Raw genomic sequence first — 17999 nt, 5'->3', positions numbered from 1 at the left:
GTGTGGGGGAGGCTTGCTCCTTTCATTACTCCGCTTTTGCATGCGTTAAAAACGCACTCGTCAATTGCTGAAAGAGCGAATCTACCGATGGGCGGTCGGATACATGATGGAAGAGCGGTGTGTGGACATCACCACGAATATCATCGCTGTGACCGCAAAGCTGATTACACATTCGTACTGGTTCGACAATCTTCTCGACGTCGGCATCAATCAGAATGCATGCTTGTGACAATACCACTTGTCCGCCGCCTTTTTTAAGTAAAACACGCTGCGCGGTTCCCACGACTTTTTGCCCGCCAATGTTGAGGTTGTACTCGCCATCGCAGTAGGAATAAGGCGTAGCATGAACATCCACTTTCACGCCGAGCTGTTTAAAGAAAACCGTTAATATCGCACATAAATCGAGATACGCTTTTTTGATGTTGTAAGGCTCGCCTTCTGGCCAGTGGTAAATGTGGGATAGATTGATAATACCTGGCACCTGAGGGACTGGGGCACCACCGGTTTTACGAGAAAAGAGCTTCCAGCCAGACGTATTTAACGCATGTTCTAACTCATTAGACACTGGCCATTTCTTACCCGCGGGAAGCACGAGCGTTGGACTTTTTACTTGCCAAAGCAATAGCACTTGCGAGAGTTGGTTGGACTGAACTTGTTTAATGAGCTCATCTTCTTTGTCAAATGCATCAGCGACTTCCGTAGCTGTGTAGCGAATTAGCTTATTTTTAGCAACCAAACTCTATCCCTCGCGGCTATTTAATCGTTACTGTTGTATCTCAGATACAGCTTTATTGCTAGGTCTGAGTGATTAGGCTTTTGCTCGCTAGCTGCATGATCACCTTTTGGATCTTTTCCGTTGTCCATTAATTCTGCTTGAACACGCGATAAAAAGTTTTTGCTAGTCATCACATCAGCCATTCATAAAATCTGCCATCTATGAAAAATTTTGGCGATATAAGTATGAAAAAGCGAGTGATGACTCTCGCGTTAGCGGCATCATTAACGGGATGTGTGACGTTCCCAACTCAAGAATCTGAGCAAGTACAGGTGCTTTGGGACAATGTGAATGCGATTGAAAACTGTGAACTAATGGGTACCGTGATCGGCTCAGAAGGACACTTTTACGATTACTGGTTTCACGCAGATAAAGACATGGTTTGGGGGACGCTAAACCAAATGCGCATCAAGGCGGTGGATTTAGGCGCAGATACCTTGTACTTGTATCAACCGTTGAGCTTTTCTACGTCAGTGACGATGTTTGCAAATGCTTACAAGTGCAAACAGTAGCGATTTTCTTGCTCATAATTGAAAGACAGGCGCTGCTCGCCTGTCTTTGATGCGTTCTACAAATACTGGAGACTTTGCGTTAATTAACGTTTGCTGTCGCCACCGCTGATGTATCAGAAAACGACAATGTAAAGTCTCGCTCGGTATTAAGCACTTTGGCTGGAAACTCTAAGCTCAACTGCGTATGTGGCGCGACTTCTGAAGCAATGCTAGTAACGAATTTTCGGGTTTCTCCAGGAGAGATCGATATGTCACTTCCACCTTGTGATGAGAGCTCAGCGATACCCATTGTTTCAAGTGTGTTACCTGCAGTATCCGCCAGGTGTAATAAAGACTCTGACTTGTAGATTAATTCTCCACTTTCTGTGCGATATGCATTAAACGAGTTGAAATTTGGTTGCAATGATCCTTGTGAACCAATGTTAGTAACGGAAAATGTCACATTAGCGCCATCAAAGTTCTCGACTCTTACAAGTACGTTACTGTCTTGGTAACGAGCGGCTGCCGCCGCAGTTGCTTGCTGTTTCTGCCTCTGTTTCTCTTTTTCAATGTCGCTTAACTGTTTCTGCTCATTAGCGATTCGATTCTTTGCCATGTAGTACGACTGATCGACCATTGCTATTAAAGCGGGGATTGAATACAAAGTGAGGCCTTCCAAATGGTCAAAGTCGATTTTGGCATGTTGAGTACGTTTATGATTAGAAAATTGGCAGTAACCATCAATCAAACTGATTAAAGCCACTTCAAAAGTGCCCTGTAATCGGCTTACTTCCTGTGCTGCTTTCTCTAGATTTGAGCGGACTTTCCGAATCTCTTCCAAACTCTTTTGTGAAAGACGACCGTTTGGCGATACGTCGTTAGAAACCGAGACCAGTTCTTCGGTCACAAATGGATTGTTTTCGGCAGGAATCACCGTAGTGATACGGTTGGATTTGGTGATGTCTTCGCCCAATAAAACCATCATTTTTTGCGATGCGGCGGTTGTGTTGCCCGCTAATACGTCACTACAGTTTGGCGACGTATTGGCATACACGGCGAATGCGGTAAAAAGTGAAAGTGTAACGGACCAGCCGATGGTGACGAGTCCTGTCGTGGTTCGAGTATTCATCCTGATAACCCCTCTGTCATTTGGTGCGATTCACTGACGTAATAGCCAATCAAAAGATTGGCTCGCGACATTCAGAATGGTTCTGGTCAACCCTTCGTAGTGGGTATGCCCACAGATGCTTATTTAGTCGTTTATCAACCGCTAAGCCACGATTGATAAAGTGTCTGAAATTGAGAGCATTAACGCTGCGAAGTTGATGTCTTTGACTGAAAGATAGACGTAACTTTTCTAACCATCAAATACGTGATTGAGTTCTCATTTTTATATGAGTGAGAGGTTCAAGAGAAAACAGGCACTTACTGTAGAGAGTTGATTTGAAGGAAAAATATAAATTTTTTTGGGAACTTTTTTGATGCTGCCTTTGAGACTTTTTTTTTGAATCTCAAAGGCAGGTTCTTACACTCGCGTTCAATTACAACGTGTTGAGGACATCCGCGAGTCGAGAGACAGCTGTCGTCAGTTCTTCTGGTGTAGCATTGGTAAAGTTAAGACGCAGAGCGGCTTTTACCTTTGAACCTTCTGGATAAAAGACCGGGCTAGGCACTACAGCAACCCAGTTTGCGAGAAGGTTTTTCGCCAGTTCGAAGGTGTCGCATTCTGGAATCTCGACCCAAACGAACATACCACCATCGACGGGTTTGAGTACGCAACTTTCTGGCAGCTGTTTTTGCAGTTCAGCAAACATGACATCGTAACGTGATTTGTAAAGCGCACAGATGGTTGAAATGTGCGTTTCGAAGTTGTCATGTTGAAGTAGACCATGCAGCAAAGCTTGCATAGGAATACTAGAGTGCAGATCGGCACCTTGTTTAATTTTGATGAGTGGCTCAAGGTAGCTACTCTTGCCCGTAACTACACCAATACGCAAGCCTGGTGAAGCTATTTTGGAGAAAGAGCGCAATACGATGGAGTGCTGTGGGCAGAAGTCCGAAACCAGTGGAAGCGCTTCACCAGAAAAACGCAGCTCGCGGTATGGTGCGTCTTCAATGAACGCCACGTCGTATTGTATACAAAGCTCGGCAACTTTTTGGCGAGTCTCTAGCGCCCAGCATACGCCCGTTGGGTTGTGAAAATCGGGTACGGCGTAGAACATTTTTGGTTGCTGCGTGGCAAAGCACTGTTCGAGTTCTTCAAGGTTTGGGCCACACTCGGTTTGTGAAACGGTCACGATGTTGGCTTGCACTAGACCGAATACTTGCATAGCACCAAGGTAGCTCGGTGCTTCCATCACCACTTTATCGCCCGGATTTACGTACGCACGCGCAATCAAATCTAGCCCTTGCTGAGAGCCCGTTGTGATCATCGCCAAATGAGATTCCGGCAGCTGGTAATAATCGGTCAAAAAGTTAAGTAGCGGGGCGTAGCCTGCTGTTGCGCCATATTGAAACACCTCTGGCATATTAGCGAGGTTTTCGAGCGTCGGTTTCATTAAGTCGATCGGGAAGGTTTTTTCGTCCGGCAAGCCACCTGCAAGAGAAATGACGTTCTTATCGCTCGCTGCTGCGAGGATCTCTCGGATGTAGGATGACTTAGTTTGTTGTAATGACTGTGCGATTTCCATGTGCTGTGCTTCTCGTAATTGTCTTTTTTTATGTCAGAAATAGTATAGGTAAATTGCCAAGCTTGGTGTGTCCATTTATGCTGTTAAATATGTCCATTTATGCTATTTAAGCGAAAGTTTACTCCGTGAGCCATCAACAAGTTTCCAGAATCAATGACGTGCTGTTTTACATTCACCAGGACATTAGCAGAGATTTATCGGCTAAAGAGCTAGCAGATGTAGCAGCCTATTCTGAACAGCACTTCCATCGTATTTTTAAAGATGTGGTAGGGGAGTCTGTCCATCAATATATCCGTCGCACAAGAATGGAATACGCCGCCAATCAACTGATGTTTGATACCAGCTCATCGGTGTTAGACATTGCTAACAAGTGCGGCTTTAGCTCGGTATCTTCTTTTAGCCGAGCGTTTAAAGCAACGTTCGCTATGTCTCCTGGTGCGTGGCGAAAGCATGATTTACAAGTCGCAGAAAAGCCGTATCTAAAAGATCCGGAAGTGGCTGCGGGTTATCATCGGGTTGCGAAACGCGAGTTGCCAGAACCTAAAATTATGGAGGTTCCACAACGCTTTGCGGCTTATGTGCGGCATGAGGGTTATAGCCGTTCCATTCGCAATGCGTGGCTGATTTTGAAGGCGTGGGCAAGCTCTGAGAATCGGGACTTTTCGGTTCAATACGGTTTGCATCACTCCAACCCCGCTTGGGTCGAGCTCGATAAGTGTCGCTATGTGGCTTGTATGGCGATTGATAAGCCGCTTAAAGTACGCGGTGTCGTGAATCAAATGACGATTCCGGGTGGTTTGCATGCTGTTTTTCGCTTAACAGGGGTATATGGAGAGCTTCTTCCTCAATTGAGTATGGTGTTAGAGAAGTGGTTGCCGAATTCAGGCTTTAAGCAGCGTTCTACTCCCGCTTATGTTCACTATCATAAAAACCATTTCCTCAGCCATGATGAGGCGTTTGAGCTGGACTTCTATCTGCCCATCAGCTTTTTCTAACTGGAGTATTTATTTACTATCCGTAAGGAAGAAAATGCTAAGCTCTATATGGTGATTTTTTACAAATAATTGAAAATTAAATGAACATCGATCATGTAAAGCTATTTGTCCGTTTGGCTTCGACACACAACATCAGCATGGCTGGTCAGGAGCTTGGACTTTCTCCTGCTGTCGCTAGCGCACACATCAATAAACTTGAGGACAGCTTAGGAGTTCGTTTAGTTCATCGCACCACACGCAAAGTTTCCTTAACTGAAGAGGGGCAGGCATTTTTACCTCACGCGGAGGAGGTCCTTGCAACAGTGGAGGCAGCAAGGGGAGCTGTTGGCTCAGGGCAGAGCGCGCCAACGGGAGTATTACGTATAACCGCCTCTGCAACTTTTGGTCGCTTGCATATTGTGCCCGCATTAAAAGGTTTTATGGCGCGTTACCCAGGGTTAACCGTGGACTGCCGATTTTCTGATTCCATTATTGATCTGGTTGAGGGAGGTTTCGATGTCGCCATTCGTGTCGCTGAGTTGAAAGATTCTTCATTGGTCGCAAGAAAGCTTGCGCCAGATCGTCGTATTATCGTTGCATCACCAGATTATATTGAACAATTTGGGAGACCTAACAAGCCCCAAGACTTGACGAATCATCAATGTATTAACTTAGTTGGAATGAATAATTGGTCATTCAATACAAAAGATGGAATGGTCAATGTAAGAACTTCTGGTCGTTTTAAAACCGATAATGGTGATGCGATGAGAGACGCGACGGTAAACGGGTTAGGTATTTCTATCAACTCGGTTTGGAGTGTTTATCAAGAATTACAAAGTGGTCAGCTAGTGGAAGTACTCGAAGATCACCCTTTAGCGATGGATGCTGGGATTTGGGCTGTGTACCCAAGCTCTCGTTTAATTGCGCCTAAGGTGCGTGCCTTTATTGATTACTTTGCTGAATACTATGGCACGCCACCTTATTGGGAGTTTGCGGAAAAGTGATAACAAGTTTCACTTATCGAATACATTGTTTTTAAGGTCCGAATAAAAACGAACCTCAAGATAATTCTTAATTGTTATTAATAGAGTTTGCTTAAGATTAATTCAATAGTATCAATTATCTGCTGTGTTTTGCTTTGATCTAATGCATCAGGGTGTGGGGGCGCGAATGCTTCAATGTCATTATCGAAGTACATACCATGCGCTTGAGCAAACTCTTCTGATAGCGCAGCGCGAGTTAGAATATCTGCTCCTAAGCGGATATCACCACCAGCAACCCCATAAGCATCTTTAACCATCTTACTACCTAGGAATGATTTTGGGTTTACTGATACCAACATAGGGCCAGTGTTCTTAAGCTTTAGTCCGATTGCTCGTGACCACATCGTTAATGCCAATTTGCTTTGGGCATATGCTTCGCCATCTGACAATGGTTTGTTACCGAGTAAAGCGCTAGTGTTTACTGTTGTTTGTGCAGCTGAAGACAAATTAACCACACGACCCGTATCTCCGAGCAACGGCAATAGCTCTCTAGTGAGTAAGTAGGGAGCAATGGTGTTGACTGCGAAGCGTACATCAAGACCCTCTTTAGTTCTTGGATTTGGTGTTGCGTACACACCAGCATTGTTAATGATGACGTCTAAATGATTGAACCGTTCTGTTATCTCCATCACTATCTGTTTTACCGCATTGGGAGAGGATAAATCAGCAACAAGGCTTTCAACTTTACCACTTTTCATCTCCCTCAAACTTTGCTCAACTTGTTGAACTTTCTCTATATTCCGGCCATGGATTATTACGTGTTGTTCACGGTTAATTAACATTTTCGCGGTTTCTAAACCAATACCGTCAGTAGATCCAGTAACTAGAATTGTCTTTCGCATGATCGCTCTCATTGTTGAAGGTTAATATAGAACGATCATAGTGGCATCTTTTGCATTCGACTATTGAGACTAAAAAGAAAACACTTTCTAGGAAAAATTGAAAATAACTTTGTTGTTCTTTTTGTGGACGGTGCGACGAATTAACGTCTCATTAGATGCTACGGTTATACATGTGGTGCTCAAAAATTAGGCACTATTTTGTACTCAAATAATAGCCAAGAGGTCTCTATGTTAGGTGAAAATCACTCATTAACTCATGAATTCCCAGAACATTTGGATACCATTACTCAGCTTACCGAAAACGATGCATCATTTGCTGAAACCGTTAAAAACTACAATGCTTTAGATAAGGAAATCCGCGTACTAGAACTTCAAGGAAGCCCGATTGATGATCACGAAATGAACGTGTTAAAACATAACCGGGCTGAGCTCAAAGACTGGCTCCACTCGCGAATAATGGGTTCTTAGTGACGAAATGATCATCGGCTCGTAAATTGCGGGCCGATTTTAGTTCCAATGGACGATGCCAAGTGTGCAAACACTAGGAGTGCTGAGCAGGAGCTTGGAGCGGCAGGTGACCAGTTTTTACCCAAATGATCGTATCTTGCTCTACAAAAGGAAAATGCTCACTCATATGTGGGCTTCGAATCCAAGAGAGAGCGGGATAGGTACCTAGCTCGTCTCTAAACTCTCCTGACAATACGAAAATTTCTTCACCACCAAAGTGACGGTGTGGTTGAAACTTCTTACCTTTTGGCCATTTAACCAATGCGACATGTTCGTGCTCAAAATTATGCAGCGGCATGACTTGCAACCCACCGACACCACTCTGCCAGCTCGCTTGGTTTGTATTAATGCGAACTGTTTCAAGATCCTCAGATTCGAACTGATTTAGTTTAACTAAAATCACACAGCCTTCTTTGCTAAATGGTGCGTGTTGACTTCCTGGAGGGTTACGAAGGTAAGTGCCGGCAGGATAGTCACCGTATTCGTCAGAGAATACCCCCTCGAGCACCAATATTTCTTCTCCTTGAGGGTGAGGATGAGTCGAAAACTGCGAATTTGGCTCGTACTTAACGACGCTGGTGGTATGCCCTGATTCTTTGGCTTCTCGTTCCAAAGGTTTGCGCCACACACCTTTGGAAGGGCTGGCGATCCACTCCTGTTGAGCAGTATCTATCACGATTCTTTTTGAAAAATCCATATTCAACATATTGAAATTCCGTTACTTATTTAATTACTAATTCTCATTAGTATACGTATAAAAAACATCAATTGATTCATTTGTTGATAGCCCAATTCATGGATTGAGTACGAACATGAAATCGGAGCCTAATTTAAATTTCTGCTTGTGTAATGAGAATTGTTATATTATAACATCGCAAAATTAAATGTTATAACATAACAAAAAGGAAATGGTAGTGAATAAGAAATTGGTGTCTCTCGTGATCGGTAGCATTTTTGCATCCCCTGTTTTTGCCGACACACTATCGAACCCACAGATTGGTGTTGTTGTTGATGGCTACTACCAAGATGGCCAACGTCATAATTCTGAGCGCGAAGAAGGCTTTGGTCTAGGCCATACGGAATTAAACTTCTCATCAAATATCGACGACAAGTTTTACGGCGCATTGACCGCGGTTCTTGAAAGTCATGGTGATGAGACAGAATTAGAGCTTGAAGAGGCATTCATCGAAACTTTGGCATTGCCATATGGTGTAAACGTGCGCGCTGGCCGATTCCTATCTGACTTTGGTTACCTGAACAACCAACACATGCACACCGATAGCTTTGTTGAGCGTCCAATTGCTTATCGTACTTTCCTTGGCTCGCACTACTACGATGATGGTGTACGTGCAAACATCGTGTTGCCAACCGACCTTTATGTAAAACTTGGTGTAGAAGCGCTCAGTGGTAGCAAAATGTCTTCTGTCGAAGATGGTTCTGAAGTTGGCGTGTACACCACGACGCTGAAGCTTGGTAGTGACTTCTCCGAATCTTCAAGTTGGCAGTTTGGTTTAAGTTACCTGCGTAACGAAAACGGCAAGGTTAAAGAATTCGAAGATCACGACCACGGTCATGAAGAAGAGCATGAGCACGATCACCATCATGGCGCAGCAGTGACAGGTGCGAACCTTTACGGTGCTGATTTTGTTTGGAAATGGGCACCAGACGGTAATTACAAATACAGCAACTTCACGCTATCGGCTGAATACATGCTGTTAGACGGTGTGGTAGATAGCAAATATAAAAACGATGCAGAGTCACCAGACAACTTAAGCGCTTACTATGTTTCGGGTGTTTATCGCTTCAACCCAAGCTGGTCAGCAGGTCTACGTTACGGCGAAGCAGAAAGCTACGATGGTCATGCACATGGCGACCACATGCATTTTACTGAGCTGAATGATAAAGAAATGGATGCGATGATCGCATGGGATTCTTCTCACTTCGGTACTATCCGTGCGCAATACACTCGCATTGATAACCAAGACAGTGAGACAGACAACGTGTTCACTCTGCAATACGTGATGACATTTGGAGCGCACGGTGCTCATGCGTTCTAAGCTGACATTAAATAAATGCAGTTTGGTGATGATGGCGGCAGGAGCTGCCATCATTGCTTCGCCTGCTTCGGCTCTAAACATTTTCGTTTGTGAGCCAGAATGGAAAGCCTTTCTTGAAAGCCACGCGCCAGATGCCAGTATTTATTCAGCGACAACGGCTAAGCAAGACCCACATTACGTACAAGCTCGTCCTTCTTTGATTGCGAAGATGCGCCAAGCGGACATGGCAATGTGTTCGGGCGCAGAGCTAGAGGTGGGGTGGTTACCTATGCTGCAAGTTCGTAGCAGCAATGCGGCGGTGCAAAATGGTGCGCCGAGCATGATCTACGCGACGGACTTCGTGCGCATGTTAGATACTCATGCTCACGTTGACCGTAGCATGGGAGATATACACGCTCACGGTAACCCACATGTTCAATTTGCGGCAAATGACATGATTCCATTATCTCGTAAAGTCACGGAGCGCCTAAAAGCGATTGATCCCGACAACGCACCAAGTTACCAAGTGAATGGTATGAAGTTTCGTGCTCATTGGCGTAAAAAGCTTAAAGAATGGAATGAGAAAGGGGCTGCTTTAAAGGGTAAGCAAGTTGTCGGTTATCACGCGACGTATCGTTATTTGTACGATTGGCTCGGAATGAAGCAGATTGCCGATCTCGAACCTAAACCGGGCATTTCACCGACCACATCTCACCTGCAATCACTTACCAAGTTAGATGCTGACAGTTTTGATGCGATTGTTTACTCTTCTCATCAGGATCAGCGTCCAGCGAACTGGTTGCAAGATCATACTGACAAACCTGTGACTCAACTGCCATTGACCGTTTCTGAGGGTGAAAGCTTAGATGAGATGTACGATCAGGTCATTGATGATTTACTGGATGTGTTAGTGCCACCCGTTCCTGTGAAGATCTAAGTCATGGCGGATTATGCATGGCTTTTACCTGCGGTTTTTTGTGGTTTAATTGCGTTGGTTGGCAACATCGTACTGGGGCAGCAAGTTCTTAATCGTCAGATCATCTTTATTGATTTGGCGGTGGCGCAAGTCGCGGCATTGGGGGCAGCACTAAGCCACTACTGGTTGAGCCAATACGCGCTGTTCTCAGGTTCATTCTTTGGCGAAATGATTGGCCCTTGGGTGATGTCTTTGATGCTTTGCGGTTTGATTGCTTTAATGGAGAAACGATACCAGCAGCATTTAGAGCCCATGATTGGCAGCTTGTTTGTTGTGTCTGCATCGCTGGCGATCCTGCTGGTGAGTAAAGACCCACACGGCGGAGACTTTATTCAAGGCATTCTTAATGGGCAACTGTTATGGGCGACTTGGGCAGACGTTTGGCCTTTGGCACTCATTACCACTGCGATGTTGCTATTAGTTTGGTTAAAACCTGCGTTTATGCGCGGTAGTGGTTTTTATCTGATCTTTGCTATTCTGATGCCCATTACGGTCAAGTTAACCGGCATTTATTTAGAATTTGCTTTGTTGGTGATTCCAGCTTTATGTGCGGCAGCATTGAAGGGAACTCGATTCTTTGTCGCCAGTATCAGCATCGGTATTGTTGGGATATTAACGGGTATTGCCGCATCGGCTCGCTATGACTTACCGAGTGGTGCGAGTATTGTGATCACCCTGTTTATTGCTGGCATGTTGTTTAATCTCTTGCTTCAGCCTTTTCTGGTGAAAATAACAAAACCAGCTTTTGTAAGAGATTAAGAGACAAGTAATATTGGTCTGATGAAGTAGTATTTGATTAATCAGACCAATACTTTTCTATCCAAGTCCTCCAATCGTGTAACTTTGCGCCTTCCAACACACTTTCTTACGTTGATCTTGCCATAGTCATCAAGTTGCCTTGATTAGTTCACATCCGACTCCCAGACTGTTTCTATAGTTTTTATAAGATATAAAAGACCCTGCGTATGAGAAGCGCAGCTGTAACGCGACTAGGCATAAAAACAAAAAACGCTAGGGATACAAGCGAATTTGTAATCTCAACATTTAAGGAAGACCAAGATGAAACCGGAAAAAGTAGCAGTAGTCACTGGTGCGGCTCGTGGTATTGGCCAAGCGATTTGTGAGCAATTACTGGAGGATGGATTCCACGTAATCGGGCTAGACATATCTCCCGTGGAATGGAGTCAGTCGGCGCAGCTAAGCAGTTATCAAGTCAACTTGTGTGATGCCGAAGCCGTCAGTGAAGTAGTAGAAAGTGTTGTAGAGCAGCACGGAAGAATCGATGCTCTGGTTAACAACGCGGGCATCACTCGAGATGCATTGTTGCCAGATATGTTAGAGCAAGACTGGGACAGCGTGATCGACGTGAACCTAAAAGCGGTGTTCTTACTCACCCAACGTGTTGCTCCTGTCATGCTAGAGCAGGGCACAGGCAGTATTGTTAGCATTTCTTCTATAGTGGGAACGGATGGTAATATCGGCCAGAGCAACTACGGCGCAAGTAAAGGCGGCGTCATCTCAATGAGCAAAGGCTGGGCGAAAGAACTTTCAAGAAAGGGTGCACAGATACGCGTCAACTGTGTCGCGCCAGGCTTTATCGCCACCGACATGACCAAGAACCTGCCAGAGAAAGTCATTCAAATGATGGAAGGCAAAACCCCATTAGGGCGCATGGGCTCAGTTCAAGATATCGCCAATGGCGTCTCTTTCCTAACCTCAGACAAGAGCGCCTACATCACAGGCCAAGTGCTCAAGATTGACGGTGGGTTGGTATTATAGCTCGCTAATCAAAACGTCAAATACCAAACGCCCTTTACTTATATGAAGGGCGTTTTTGTTTGAGGAACCCGACTTATGTGAGTACTACTAACTACTAATAGAAAGCCTTGATGCCGCTTCGATTTCGCTTCGAGTTGAGTTTTTGAAGCAAAAGGCCAATACGTTTGAATAGCGTCGGGCGTCTCCTCTTAAACACTGCATTCCCTAAAGCACAGTATTCCCAAAAGAAAAGCCCACCGAAAAGCGGGCTTTGCTCTCTTTTAGTAACGAGAAGAATAACTAGTAGCTCGCTTGAATGCTGACACCGCTATAGTTTGAGTAACCTTGAATCATGACGTGGTAACGTCCACTTTGTGTTGCGCTGACCGTACATGTCTCATTGTTACCGTATTTGAAAGGTCGGCAGTCCCATGCATTCAGTGCTGGTTTTGCACCAAAACGGAGATACAAGTCAGCATCGCCAGTACCGCCATACATCTGTACTGTTAAGCGCTGCCCCGCTTCTACATCAACATAGTAATACGCGACTTGACCAGTTGAACCACTTAAACCGCTCACTGGCACACCCGAGGTTAACTTGCCTTCTGGGTCCGGTGTTGGATCAGGGCCACCACAGTCTTGGCCACAATCTGCATCGGTTAAGCTATAAAGTAGCTTGTTCACGCTGCCTCTTGTGTCCGTCACCTTTCCACTTGTTGCGCGACTAACGATTAAGGCCTCTACTTGGCTTGGCGACAGCGAACTGTTTTCTTGAAGATACAGTGCTGCTACACCCGCTACATGTGGTGTCGCCATCGAAGTACCACTAATGGTTTTGTAGCCACCGTCATACCACGCAGATTTGATTTGTGAGCCTGGCGCAAATACATCCACACAACTGCCCCAGTTTGAAAAACTCGAACGTGCATCCGTACTGGTGGTCGAGCCAACAGTTACACCAGTAACAACGCGCGCTGGAGAGTAGTTACACGCATCGGCGTTGGAGTTACCTGCTGCAAGCATAAAGCTGACACCTGATTGAACCGCACTTTGCACCGCGCTATCGAGAGCGACAGATTGACCGCCACCCAAACTCATATTGGCGACTGAAGGTCCGGAAGCATTCGCAGCCACCCAGTCCACACCGGCGATAACACCAGACGTAGAACCCGAACCGCTACAGCTCAATACTCTCACGCCGACAAGGTTGACGTTTTTCGCAACACCATACAAGCTGCCGCCGATGGTGCCCGCAACGTGTGTACCGTGTCCATTACAGTCACTTGCATCTGCATCGTTATCGACAAAGTCATACCCTGAGACCGAGCGACCACCGAACTCAACATGCGCGTTGTTCACACCAGTATCGATAACATAAGCCGTTACCCCAGTCCCATCAAAGTTGGCACTGTAGTTGTTATCGAGTGGTAAGTTACGTTGGTCGATTCGGTCTAGTCCCCAAATGGCGTTGGTTTGATTTGCGTCTGTCGAGACTATTGGGTCAAGCGATAGGATTCTGTCCTGCTCAATGTAATCCACACGAGGATCAGAACGCAGATCTTTTAGTTGCTCAGGACTCAAGTTAGCGACAAATCCACTGATCGAGTGGTCGAAAACCGACTCCACTTGTATCGAATACAAACCGGACATGCGGTCTACAGACTGTTGCGTGAATTGCTCGAATTCCGTTGAATTACTCGCCATCATTTGCGGTTGTTGAAATACCACTATGTAGCGATCTGCAATGGCGATGTCGTCCGGTGCAAGCATCAAAGTGGCAGGCAATGTGTCGGGAGCTTGTTGTAACTCTGCACTGTCCGCAATCTCATTAGATTGCGAAAAAGCGATAGAAGAATGAAAACAGAGTGCTGAGGTGATACAACAACTTAGTAGTTTCTTTAACATAAAATGTTCCTTGAAATCATAGTCTTGTTGAATTTTACCTAGTACCAAACTGTCAACACGAAAACACAGACAATCAGCGTAGTACGCTCAATACGTGCTGCAGTGACGTTACACAAATCAAACTAGACAATGAGCAACCATATGCATAATTGATAATAATTCACATACTCAGAAACATGATCAATAACCAAGCTTTATTGAAATTGAAATGCAAAGATTCATTTAGACTTAGAGCAAAATCCCTAAAATAGAATAATTCTACACACCTGAAATATTGCCTGTTATATGACTTCATCTTACCGATAATTTACGCAATAAAAACCTAACTATCCTTTTATTGGTCATAACTCAAATCGGTTGATAGATGTTAATATAGCCACCTGATTTCTGATGTTTTTAACTCATGGTTACTATCCAAGTTCAATATCGTTTCTGTAATAAAACAGAGCCCGTTCGTGAACATGGAAAAGGGCATTCTGGCTCTCCTCGCTCCAGATGTATCGAGTGTCGAAAGAGCTTTAACTCGATTACGTTTACGAAGCCCGCAAGCCAGATGTAAAAGAAAAAACTGTTGATATGTCAATGAATAGCTCTGGCGTTAGGGAAACAGTACAAGTGTTGAATGTCGTATACAACACAGTATTGAGTACTTTAAAAAATCTCGCCAAGGTAAGTAACCTCAATGCCTTTCGATAAAGCAAATATAAGACTAATTTGTAAACTTGAAAGGCTAGCTGTATTGGTTGAGGTATATGAGGAAAACACTTCCCCATTTAAGAACTGAAACACACTTTTGCCTCTTTTCGTGTTAGCACGGAAACTGTCCTGCTACCAGACTTGTGTTTCAATAGTGCCTTGTAGTATCGAAAACACTTACCACAAACTCTAGAGATTTATGTACTATACCACCTACTGGAAGCTTGATGGGTGGTATTGACGTGAACTTATCTCAAATTGATCTGAATTTGCTCTTTGTTTTAAAGCACTTGCTCGAAGAGAAGCATGTATCTAACACCGCTATGGCTTTAAATATGAGCCAGTCTGCGGTAAGTCGAGCACTGCAAAAAATGAGAGTTTTCTTTAATGACGAATTACTGGTGCGCAAGAAATACGGCTATGAACTGACTCCAAAAGCAGAGTCAGTAAGGCAAGACATCAATAATGTGATTACCAGTTTAGAAAAACTTGCCCATAGAGACTCGTTTGATCCGAGCACTGTATCAAGCACCGTTAAGGTTTACGGCCTTCTTCCTCAGATTAATACCTTAATGCCTAAGGTTATCGCTAAGATTCGGCAAGAGGCTCCAAACCTTAAGGTCAGTTTGGACTCAGCACCAAAACGTCATTTTGATGCGTTGGTGGCTGGAGATGTTCATTTCGCACTTTCCTCTCATCAACCGCCAAGCTCTGAGCAAAATATCTATCGAATGGTTGTTGCTAAGCGTACTTTCCGTTTGCTTATGAGCCGCTATCATCCACTGGCCGATTTAGAGCTAACTCCAGAGCGTTTGGCCGAATTTGACTTTGGACAAGTCTCTTTGCAGGGTGAGAAGCGATTGTCGTTTGAGCATAAATACCAAGAGCTAGGGTTAGCGAACAAAAAAAAGCGTTTATCAGCGCCAGTGCAACTGAATAACTTTAGTTCTGCTCCAAGTATCGCTGCGGAGACTGAGATTATATTTCATCTACCGACACCTTTTGCAGAGGCAGCTTGTCAAGACCCTCGCTTGATCGTTCGAGAAGTACCTGCCGAGCTACAGTTGGACTTTCAAGAAGTCTTCCTATATTGGCACAAACGCTTTAACGATGATCCTATGTGTGAATGGGTACGAGAGATCTTTAAACAGCTCTATGTTGGAACCGATACTTTAGCTTAAATGCTTATATCGGGTAATTCGTGGTTAACTATTCGTATATTGGATAGTGATATTCTCTTTTCTCGATAGTGATTAACTTGTCAGTGATTATGATAATCAGGTTTAATTGATAATAATTATTAAATGCAATTACATTTTAAGCCTATTCAATATGAAGCCTCTTTTCACATACTCTCTATTTTCTACATCAGTTGTTTCTGCTTGTATTACTGTACCTATGGTCGTTGTTGCAAATGACCAGTTACCTGAGACTGGTATCAATACAACAGCAATGGAAACCGTAGTGGTTACAGCCTCTGGTTACGAACAGAATGTCACAGAAGCGCCAGCAACAATAAGTGTTCTCACCCGAGAGCAACTTGAAAATCGCTCATATAAAGATTTGACTGATGCTTTAAGTGATATACCTGGGGTAACCGTTACAGGAGGTGGTGATGGCCAAGATATCTCAATTCGAGGTATGCCTGCTCAATATACGGCCATTCTTGTTGATGGCAGGAAGCAGTCTGGTCGAGAAACTCAAACTAATGGTAGTACGTTTACTGAACAAGACTGGCTTCCCCCGTTGAGTGCAATTGAACGTATTGAAGTTGTACGTGGCCCTATGTCAACCCTCTATGGGTCTGATGCTTTGGGGGGTGTGATTAATATTATTACGCGTAAAAATTATCAAGAGTGGCACGGAAGCTTGCGTGCAGAAACGACGCTTCAAGAAAATTCAAAATCTGGAAATAGCTATCAAGGGCAGCTGTACCTTGCTGGCCCTGTCATAGATGGTCTGTTGAGTACTTCTTTGACTGGACTGTATCAGGAAAGAAAAGAAGATGAAATTGAAGGTGGTTATGCAGGTAAGACACTCGACAACTATCGAGCTTCTTTGTACCTCACACCTACCTCGGATGACACTTTTACTCTGGAGTTCACCAATCATAACCAAGAGCGAGAGACCACTCTAGGTAAATCAGTGGAGCGAGAGTCTCAAGTTGCAGTACGAGAATATGAACGCCAATCTATTGGTTTTAGCCACGACGGAAACTACTCTTGGGGTACAAGTTCTTCATTTATCAGTAATGAAACAGTAAAAAATATCGGTGCAGATAAAGAAGTAGAGAATAGTCAAATTAATACGCAATGGGGTCTGCCTCTTAATGCTCACTATTTAACGCTGGGCGCATCTTTCGAGCAAAAGGATCTGACTGATAATAAACTATCATTGACCTCTAAAAACAAGCAATGGGCAGTATTTGCTGAGGACGAGTGGTATCTCACGGATACATTCGCTCTCACTCTTGGTTTACGTTACGACGATAATGAGATCTTTGACGGGCAATTTAGCCCAAGAGCTTACGGGGTCTGGTCTATTGACCCTAGTTGGACGCTAAAAGGTGGTGTGTCTACGGGTTATCGAGCACCTAGTTTGACACAAATGGACGAAGAGTGGGTTCAAGAGAGCTGTAGAGGACGTTGTTCTATTTACGGTAATCCAGACTTAACAGCAGAAACCTCCATCAATACAGAGATGGGACTGTATTACGTTAATGAGCGAGACCTTTCTGCAAACATTACTTTGTTTTACAGCAACTTCAAAGACAAGATCGAAAGTGAGTTTGTCGATCCGACTTGTACTGATAGCAGAAGTTGCGACCGCACTTACGTCAACATTGATGATGCGATCAGCTATGGTGCAGAAAGTTCCGTATCTAAGGGTATTACAGAGTCAATTACACTAAGTGCGACCTACTCGTATACTCGTAGTGAAAAGAACACTAATGACGATGATGATGGCTTACCTCTCGTACAAGCACCTGAACATATCTTCTCACTTAATGGTGATTGGGCAGTGCGTGATGATGTTGCTTCATGGGCCCGAATAAACTATCAAGGCAAAGACAAAAACAACATCACTAGTGATAGCACAAGAACGTTGGCACCTTCTATTACTTACGTGGATCTCGGTGTGAACTGGCGTGTAACTAAGAGTGTGAAGTTAATGGCAGCGGTTTATAACTTGTTCGATGCTCAAACCACAGAGGAAGAGTTTGGCTACATTGAAGATGGCCGACGCTACTGGTTAGCTGCTGAAGCGACTTTCTAATCTACTCACTTTTTAAGCGAATAACAAAAC

At 44.3% G+C, this 17999-nt stretch carries 16 protein-coding genes and 1 pseudogene; 11 read left to right on the top strand and 6 right to left on the bottom strand.

Annotated features, from left to right (window positions below; genetic code table 11):
- Nucleotides 1-25: 25 nt before the first annotated feature.
- Nucleotides 26-736, bottom strand: a complete 711-nt coding sequence (locus R7Z49_RS00735; protein ID WP_005373753.1) for a biotin/lipoate A/B protein ligase family protein — start codon at nt 734-736, stop codon at nt 26-28.
- Nucleotides 737-960: 224 nt separating this feature from the next.
- On the opposite strand from R7Z49_RS00735, the gene R7Z49_RS00730 reads away from it, so the two are divergent.
- Nucleotides 961-1287, top strand: a complete 327-nt coding sequence (locus R7Z49_RS00730) for a DUF4156 domain-containing protein (protein ID WP_017633591.1) — start codon at nt 961-963, stop codon at nt 1285-1287.
- Nucleotides 1288-1366: 79 nt separating this feature from the next.
- Here R7Z49_RS00730 and R7Z49_RS00725 read toward each other — a convergent pair whose 3' ends face one another.
- Complete coding sequence (locus R7Z49_RS00725) at nt 1367-2395, bottom strand: hypothetical protein (RefSeq protein ID WP_186585477.1); 1029 nt, start codon at nt 2393-2395, stop codon at nt 1367-1369.
- Between the two features lie 412 nt (nt 2396-2807).
- Nucleotides 2808-3956, bottom strand: a complete 1149-nt coding sequence (locus R7Z49_RS00720; RefSeq protein WP_017819834.1) for a PLP-dependent aminotransferase family protein — start codon at nt 3954-3956, stop codon at nt 2808-2810.
- A gap of 125 nt (nt 3957-4081) precedes the next feature.
- Here R7Z49_RS00720 and R7Z49_RS00715 point away from each other — a divergent pair, with 125 nt between their 5' ends.
- Nucleotides 4082-4951: a GyrI-like domain-containing protein gene (locus R7Z49_RS00715; RefSeq protein ID WP_005387011.1), complete on the top strand. Its 870-nt coding sequence runs from the start codon at nt 4082-4084 to the stop codon at nt 4949-4951.
- 80 nt (nt 4952-5031) lie between these two features.
- Nucleotides 5032-5934 carry a LysR family transcriptional regulator gene (locus R7Z49_RS00710; RefSeq protein ID WP_017633593.1) on the top strand — a complete coding sequence of 301 codons (903 nt, stop codon included), beginning with the start codon at nt 5032-5034 and terminating at the stop codon, nt 5932-5934.
- 77 nt (nt 5935-6011) lie between these two features.
- On the opposite strand, the gene R7Z49_RS00705 is transcribed toward R7Z49_RS00710, so the two are convergent.
- The gene (locus R7Z49_RS00705) at nt 6012-6815 is read right to left on the bottom strand and encodes an SDR family NAD(P)-dependent oxidoreductase (protein ID WP_025767963.1); all 804 of its coding nucleotides are present in this window, start codon (nt 6813-6815) and stop codon (nt 6012-6014) included.
- Nucleotides 6816-7043: 228 nt separating this feature from the next.
- On the opposite strand from R7Z49_RS00705, the gene R7Z49_RS00700 reads away from it, so the two are divergent.
- Nucleotides 7044-7283 carry a YdcH family protein gene (locus tag R7Z49_RS00700; protein ID WP_005373737.1) on the top strand — a complete coding sequence of 80 codons (240 nt, stop codon included), beginning with the start codon at nt 7044-7046 and terminating at the stop codon, nt 7281-7283.
- 73 nt (nt 7284-7356) lie between these two features.
- Here R7Z49_RS00700 and R7Z49_RS00695 read toward each other — a convergent pair whose 3' ends face one another.
- Nucleotides 7357-8028 (bottom strand): cupin domain-containing protein, encoded by a 672-nt coding sequence (locus tag R7Z49_RS00695; protein ID WP_186585475.1) that lies wholly within the window; start codon nt 8026-8028, stop codon nt 7357-7359.
- Between the two features lie 208 nt (nt 8029-8236).
- Between R7Z49_RS00695 and R7Z49_RS00690 the strand changes: the two genes are divergently transcribed.
- From R7Z49_RS00690 to fabG, 4 genes are all read left to right on the top strand, one after another.
- Nucleotides 8237-9379: a hypothetical protein gene (locus tag R7Z49_RS00690; protein WP_017633595.1), complete on the top strand. Its 1143-nt coding sequence runs from the start codon at nt 8237-8239 to the stop codon at nt 9377-9379.
- Nucleotides 9369-10295, top strand: a complete 927-nt coding sequence (locus R7Z49_RS00685; protein ID WP_318111155.1) for a metal ABC transporter solute-binding protein, Zn/Mn family — start codon at nt 9369-9371, stop codon at nt 10293-10295. The genes R7Z49_RS00690 and R7Z49_RS00685 overlap by 11 nt, the downstream gene beginning before the upstream one ends.
- A gap of 3 nt (nt 10296-10298) precedes the next feature.
- The gene (locus tag R7Z49_RS00680; RefSeq protein ID WP_167416166.1) at nt 10299-11093 is read left to right on the top strand and encodes a metal ABC transporter permease; all 795 of its coding nucleotides are present in this window, start codon (nt 10299-10301) and stop codon (nt 11091-11093) included.
- Nucleotides 11094-11393: 300 nt separating this feature from the next.
- Nucleotides 11394-12113 (top strand): 3-oxoacyl-ACP reductase FabG, encoded by a 720-nt coding sequence (gene fabG, locus R7Z49_RS00675; protein WP_017633598.1) that lies wholly within the window; start codon nt 11394-11396, stop codon nt 12111-12113.
- Between the two features lie 279 nt (nt 12114-12392).
- On the opposite strand, the gene R7Z49_RS00670 is transcribed toward fabG, so the two are convergent.
- The gene (locus tag R7Z49_RS00670; RefSeq protein ID WP_318111151.1) at nt 12393-13997 is read right to left on the bottom strand and encodes a S8 family peptidase; all 1605 of its coding nucleotides are present in this window, start codon (nt 13995-13997) and stop codon (nt 12393-12395) included.
- Between the two features lie 403 nt (nt 13998-14400).
- On the opposite strand from R7Z49_RS00670, the pseudogene R7Z49_RS00665 reads away from it, so the two are divergent.
- From R7Z49_RS00665 to R7Z49_RS00655, 3 genes and pseudogenes are all read left to right on the top strand, one after another.
- Nucleotides 14401-14724 (top strand): annotated as a pseudogene (locus R7Z49_RS00665) (IS1-like element transposase); the annotation flags it as partial.
- A gap of 196 nt (nt 14725-14920) precedes the next feature.
- A complete protein-coding gene (locus R7Z49_RS00660; protein WP_017819843.1) occupies nt 14921-15874 on the top strand; it encodes a LysR family transcriptional regulator in 954 nt (317 codons plus the stop codon).
- Between the two features lie 151 nt (nt 15875-16025).
- The gene (locus R7Z49_RS00655) at nt 16026-17969 is read left to right on the top strand and encodes a TonB-dependent receptor domain-containing protein (RefSeq protein ID WP_054576367.1); all 1944 of its coding nucleotides are present in this window, start codon (nt 16026-16028) and stop codon (nt 17967-17969) included.
- Nucleotides 17970-17999: the final 30 nt, after the last annotated feature.

The sequence above is a fragment of the Vibrio sp. 1562 genome (assembly GCF_033340155.1).
Classification (GTDB): Bacteria; Pseudomonadota; Gammaproteobacteria; order Enterobacterales; family Vibrionaceae; genus Vibrio; species Vibrio alginolyticus.
The sequence above is the reverse complement of the archived record's forward strand: the minus strand, read 5'-3'. Positions and strand labels throughout refer to the sequence as shown.